The sequence below is a fragment of the Saccharibacillus sp. CPCC 101409 genome, assembly GCF_030518235.1.
GTDB lineage: Bacteria > Bacillota > Bacilli > Paenibacillales > Paenibacillaceae > Saccharibacillus.
In genome coordinates this window covers 48,724-54,804 of record NZ_JAULSA010000022.1, presented here as the reverse complement: position 1 = coordinate 54,804, position 6,081 = coordinate 48,724, and the positions used below count along the sequence as shown (strand labels likewise).

The window sequence follows — 6,081 nt, the reverse complement described above, 5'->3', positions numbered from 1 at the left end:
AATCCGGCCATGAGCCCTTTTGTATTCAATTCGAGGTGTTGCACTTCATTTTACAATCCGTCATAACGAATAATATTAGTATCCAGAAGATAGCGAGTCATTTCGGCTTATTCATCTTCTTTCTATCTTTCTCTGCTTGCTCGACAGCCTCCAGAAATTCTTTGTTTTCCGTAAAAGCTCCTGCTCCCTGTTCAAGAATAGACCACTTATCTTGTTTATTTCGTGTCCATCGACCGTAAAGCTCACTGTCCATAAACTTCTGTTTATGAATCATCCAACTTCGCTTCTTGCCTCTGACGGCCTCGATTTTCCCCTCTTCGCATGCTCTTCTTACCATTTGCTGAGACACGTTGCTTAGCAGAGCTATTTCCTTTACGGAAAGATACGGATCGCCCTCATTAAAAGGCACAAAAACTTCTTTGGAGTCTTGATTGGATATGATTTCTTCGACGATAGTCTTAACGTTGAGAGCTCCTATTTCGTCCAGGAATTTAAGAAGCGAATTGGCCTTTGCGGTATCCAAAGTCTCTTGCGCGTGTATAAAGGCTTCAAAAGTATTAATGAATAGGCGTACGTCCGGCTCCATCGTTTGATAGGAACGATGCACAAGCTGAAGTTCGCGAGTGACTTCTTCTTTGAATGCAGGCATTTGTACTCCCTCCTTCCTCTTAAAGTATACTATATATTTCCCGTGATAAGAACAAACGAAACTTAAGAAACACATTCAAAACATTAGAAAGATAAAAAAGCCGAATACAGAAGCAGTTTCTGCATTCGACTATTTTTTTGGCGTTTAATGTTTTGACTTCAAGCAATTTCAATCCTGCGCCGTCAAGATTCGCGGACCGTCCTTCGTGATCGCCAGCGTGTGCTCGTACTGCGCGGAGCGTTTGCCGTCCGCGGTGCGGGCAGTCCAGCCGTTGTCGTCGCGCTTGCTCTGCCAGACGCCGACGTTGACCATCGGCTCGATGGTGATGACCATGCCTTCTTTGAGCCGCTGGCCTTTGCCGGGTTCGCCGTAGTGCAGGATCTGCGGTTTCTCGTGGATGGTCGGCCCGATGCCGTGGCCGGTAAATTCGCGCACCACCGAGAAGCCTTCGCTTTCGACGTAGCTCTGGATGGCGTGCCCGATATCGCCCAGACGGCTGCCCGGCTGCGCGGCTTCGATGCCCAGTTCCAGCGCGCGATGCGTCACTTCCATCAGGCGCTTGTCTTCGTCCGAGATGTCGCCGACCGCATACGTCCAGGCCGAATCGGCCAGCGCGCCGTTCAGGTTGACCACCATGTCGATCGTGACGATATCGCCGCTCTTGAGCGGCTGGCGGCGCGGGAAGCCGTGGCAGATCTCGTCGTTGATCGACGCGCAGGTGGCGTATTCGTAACCGTTGAAGCCTTTTTGCTCCGGCGTCGCGCCGTGCTGCTTCAGAAACTTTTCGGCAAACCGGTCGATCTCCATTGTGGTGACGCCCGGTTTAATCATGTTCGCAATTTCCTTGTGACAGGCCGCCAGCACATCCCCGGCCGCGTCCATCAGCTGGATTTCGCGTTCGCTTTTGAGTGTAATCATGGATTGGTCGCTCGATTCCTTGTAAATTTAGGGCGTGTCTCAAAACTCGCTGACGTGCATCTTGAACTGCCTTTTCGCCCTCTCCTACGTCACTTTCCCTTGATGTGCCCCGGCACACCTTCGGAAAAGTTCCTTGTTGAGAACGAAAATTCAGCCCAATCTGCTCCCGTCGGAGTTTCAAGACACGCCCTAGTCTTCTACAAGGATAACGCGCTTTGCTGCGGCTTGCAATGTCCGGCGGGCGGATCGCAATCGGTCAGGCCGCGCCTTATTTAACTTTTTATCGAAAATGAACCCTCAATACGTCGGCCATCCGCTCGAATCCCAATTCAGGTCGCTGATGAGCAGCTTCGGATTCCCGTTGTCGTCGGCGTCGTAGGCGTGGCGCACGATCACGTTGGTGCCGTACACGTCCTGGCCGCCCGGCCCTTTCCAGCGCGCGTTGCCGGAATCGAGAATGGTACCGCCGTTGTTGGTCAGGCTGACGCCGTTCTTGTCCACATAAGGGCCGGTGATGCTTTGTGAACGCCCGTAAATGATCTTGTATGTGCTGTTCACTCCGCTGCAGCAGTTGTCGATGGAAGCGAACAGATAATAGTAACCGTTTCGGTAAGTAATGGACGGCGCTTCGATCGCTCCGCTGTTGACCGTGCGCTGGGCGATCGAATACAGGCTGCCCGTAGGTTTCATCGTATTCTTGTCCAGCTTGGTCAGCTTGATCCCGGTCCAGAACGAGCCGAACGCCAGCCACGGATTGCCGCTTGCGTCGATTACCAGTTCGGGGTCGATCGCGTTGTAGTTCTGCGTGCCGTTGGTCGACAGGACAACGCCTTCGTCTTTCCAGCTTCCCGCGCCGACGCTGCCGGCCGAAGCCAGACCGATCGCCGAAACGTTTTTGCCGAAAGTGGAAATGGAATAGTAGAGCCACACTTTGCCGTTATACGATTTGACGTCGGGCGCCCATACGTCGAGCGGCGTCTGGTTCGGCACGTACGTTTTCCACCAGGACGGCGCGCTCAGGAATATCTGCGGCACCCGGTAAAAGTTCGTCCCGTTGTCCGAGCGCAGCACCTGGATGCCCTGCCCCGTCGAAAAAACGTACCAGCTGCTGCCTTCTTTGATGATCGACGGATCGTGCACCCCGACGTCTCCGGTCAGTCCCCAGTGCGCCGCATAGCTGCGGGCATCGCTAAAAGTCGACGCCATCACGATTAAAGCCATCAGCAGAATCGCAAGTTTACGCTTCATCTTTCTCCCATCCCTTTCTGTGATTATGATTGTCCAGCCATTCGGATAACGCTTTCATTTCGAAGTAAACCTTTAGATTTCGTTTCTTCCCTCCTTCGCAAAGTACATCTTTTAAAGTTAACTTTAATGTAAATTATTAACTCAAACCTTTGCAAAAAGGATTCTAGATTCTTCAGGAGCAAATGTCAACAATATATGCAATAAAATGTAATTTAAATGTGAACAAAAAAAGCTTCACCCCGCTTGGGCCGAAGCTTAATGTTCCTTATCGAACGTTCACAGCAGATGCATCGCCGCCTCCGCTTCGTCCCACGGCATGGAGTACCCCGCTCCTTTGGCGCAAAAAATCGACGAAGACGTATACAGCGGATCGGCGTTCTTGTCGTAGCCGCGCCGGGCGATGACTTCTTCAGCGTTGTGGCACGGACGGTAGCCGCCGTAGCTCAAGCCCAGCATGCCTTTGCCCCGGGTGAAGGAAGCCAGCTCGGTCGCATAGTTCATAAACGTCGCCGCCGGTACGATGCCGGTCAGCAGCAGATGCGTCTCGCCGGTCTCCGGCGGATCGAAGATTCCGTACGCCTGCTGCACATCGGCCATGATGCGGCCCATATGCGCAAGCTCCGCCCGGATGCGGAAACGGTAGCACGGCTCCAGCAGCACATTGTCCGCCTGCTCCAGCCCCTGCCGCAGCGCGCGGAACGCCGCTTCGCGGAAGTCTCCGCCGTGCGTATGCTTGTTGTGCGCGCGTCCGGTCAGCAGCGTGACCCGCACATCGGTCAGCGGCGATCCGGTCAGCAGCCCGTGATGCTCGCGCTCCCCCACATGCTGGCCGATCAGGTTGCGATAGCCGAGCGCCAGATCGTCCGGGTGGCAGGCGTCGGCAAACACCACGCCGCTGCCGCGTTCGCCCGGCTCGATGCGCAGATGCACCTCGGCGTAATGCTTGAGCGGCTCGAAATGTCCGTAACCCGTCACCGGCGCGGAGACGGTTTCCCGGTACAGAATCTCCGGCTCGCCGAAAACGACGTCCAATCCGAAGCGCCCCTGCAGCACGCTGTGCAGCACTTCAAGCTGGATCGCGCCCATGACGCGGATCTGGAGCTCCTGAAGCTCTTCTTCCCAGAGCACACCGAGCGCCGGGTCTTCCGCTTCCAGCATGCGGAAGACGCGCAGCACGTCCCGGACCGGCCGGTCTTGCGGAAAGTCCACGCCCGCCGTCAGCGTCGGCGCCATCTCGAACGGCACGCGTTCATGCAGCAGTTCGCCGAGCCCGCCGCCGGCCTGCGCTTCGGTCAGGCCGGTCACGGCGAACAGCTCGCCGGCGTATACCCGGTCGGCCCGGGTGTAGCGGTCGCCGCTGTAGACGCGGATGCCGGTGACTTTCTCTTCGAGCACGCGCAGCGGAGACTGCGGCTCGGCCGAAGCGTCCGCGTCCGGCGTTGCGGCGCCGCTTCCGGGCGGCCGGACAGAGCCGGCGGCCGCCCGATCCGGCGAAGCGGCTTCGCTCGCCGGCGGCGGTTCAATCGCTCCCGAACTGCCGCCGGCATTCGCGCCGTCCGCCGCCGCGTAGCGAACGAATTCGCGCACGCCGAGCGAGCCGCGCAGCGCTTTGATATACGTCAGCCTCGTGCCGGCTTCGTCGTGCCCGATCTTGTACACCCGGCCGGCGAACGGCTCGGCGGCCGCTTCTTCCGCCGGCGCGTAGTCCGTCGCCGTCAGCCGATCGAACTTCGCCAGAAAGTCCGTCACGCCGACGTCCAGCAGCGCCGAGCCGTGCAGGCACGGATAGATCCGGCAGTCCCGGATCGCGGCGATCAGGGCGTCGGTCCACCGCTCCGGGGTCAGCCGGTCTTCGAGATGATCTTCCAGCAGCGCTTCGTCGCGCTCGGCCAGAAAGTCTTTGAGCGAGTCGGCCATCCGGACAGGCTCGACGCCGTTCCCTTCGCCAACCTCGACCGTATCCGTCAATTCCACCGCATTCCCGGTCAGTAGACCGCGGATTTCGCCCAGCACCCGCTCGGCGTCCGCTCCGGCCCGGTCCGTTTTATTGATAAAAAAGAACGCCGGAATGCGGTAGCGCCGCAGCAGCTGCCACACCGTCTCGGTATGCCCTTCGACGCCTTCGACCGCGCTGAGCAGAACGACCGCGTAGTCCATCGTGCGCAGCGCGCGCTCCATCTCGGCCGAGAAGTCAGCGTGCCCCGGCGTGTCGAGCAGATAGTATGTCGAATCGCGATAGCGCATCACCGCCTGGCCCGCGAACACCGTAATGCCGCGCGCCCGCTCGATCTCGTGGCTGTCCATAAACGCGTCCTTGTGATCCACCCTTCCGCGGCTGCGGATACTGTTCGTATGATAAAGCAGCTGCTCGGCGAACGTCGTTTTGCCCGCGTCCACATGAGCCAGCATGCCGATCGTTTTGTTCATGGGAAGGCTCCTTTTATCGAAATCGTCTTCCCTATAACCGTACTAAGGAAACAAAAGGCGGGTCAAGTGCGTTTATAGAGAAAAAGGAGGGGGACTCCATGAATGGACGACTTTTCAATCGCTCTATCGTGATTCGTATCGGATCGCTGTGCGTTCTGCTGACCGTTCTGCTCTCAAGCACCGCCTGTTCGACTTTGCAGCACCGTTCCACGATTATCGACTGGATCGATTTTGTGAAGATCGGAGACGACACCTATACCGGTCTATGGGACGGCGTGCTGCGCGATTCGGATACGGTAACGGACGAGGCGGTCGGAACGGTCAAGAAAAAGCTCGAAGGCAGGGTGAACAGCCCGAATTACCGAAGCCGGTCCGGCGACGCCGCTTTTCTGGAAAAAGGCACGAAGCTGTATCGGGTGGAGGGATTCGAACCGGAGGAAGCGGTGGCTGTTCGTTCGGACGAACAGATCGGCGGCTATAAATTGTACGTCAGAGACGGATTTAAGGAACTTCCTTCCTCGCAGTTCGGTCCGATTACGGAAACGAAGCTCGCCTCGGCGGCGATCTATCGCATTGGCGAAACGCAGCCGCTGCGCGAACTGTCTGGCGACGAGCTGGAACGTTTCGTGAAACTGCTGCGAAGCGGCACGGACGCGTCCGATTATGCCTGGAACAGTCCGAACGATCCGCAGTATTACAGCGTCGTATTCGATACCGGCGAACCGATTCTTTACACGCTCCCGATTTGGGACGACGGGAAAAAGGTCATTTTTCAGGAAACCCGGGAATTGGAAGCGGAGGTCCGGGAGCTGCTGGCGCCTTGATCGGCCCGGCAGCCC

Annotated in this window: 5 protein-coding genes; 1 reads left to right on the top strand and 4 read right to left on the bottom strand. The window is 57.3% G+C overall.

Features of this window, described 5'->3' with window-relative positions; all coding sequences use genetic code 11:
* Window positions 1-97: 97 nt before the first annotated feature.
* The 4 genes from QWJ34_RS25005 to QWJ34_RS24990 form a co-directional block, all read right to left on the bottom strand.
* On the bottom strand, window positions 98-649 hold the full coding sequence (locus QWJ34_RS25005; RefSeq protein ID WP_302731822.1) for a helix-turn-helix domain-containing protein: 552 nt from the start codon (window positions 647-649) through the stop codon (window positions 98-100).
* 168 nt (window positions 650-817) lie between these two features.
* Window positions 818-1,567, bottom strand: coding sequence for a type I methionyl aminopeptidase (map, locus tag QWJ34_RS25000; RefSeq protein WP_302731821.1), 750 nt, complete (start codon window positions 1,565-1,567; stop codon window positions 818-820).
* A 297-nt stretch (window positions 1,568-1,864) separates the two neighbouring features.
* Window positions 1,865-2,788 (bottom strand): arabinan endo-1,5-alpha-L-arabinosidase AbnA, encoded by a 924-nt coding sequence (gene abnA / locus QWJ34_RS24995; protein ID WP_483314302.1) that lies wholly within the window; start codon window positions 2,786-2,788, stop codon window positions 1,865-1,867.
* 303 nt (window positions 2,789-3,091) lie between these two features.
* The gene (locus QWJ34_RS24990) at window positions 3,092-5,242 is read right to left on the bottom strand and encodes an elongation factor G (protein ID WP_302731820.1); all 2,151 of its coding nucleotides are present in this window, start codon (window positions 5,240-5,242) and stop codon (window positions 3,092-3,094) included.
* A 98-nt stretch (window positions 5,243-5,340) separates the two neighbouring features.
* Between QWJ34_RS24990 and QWJ34_RS24985 the strand changes: the two genes are divergently transcribed.
* Window positions 5,341-6,066: a hypothetical protein gene (locus QWJ34_RS24985; protein WP_302731819.1), complete on the top strand. Its 726-nt coding sequence runs from the start codon at window positions 5,341-5,343 to the stop codon at window positions 6,064-6,066.
* Window positions 6,067-6,081: the final 15 nt, after the last annotated feature.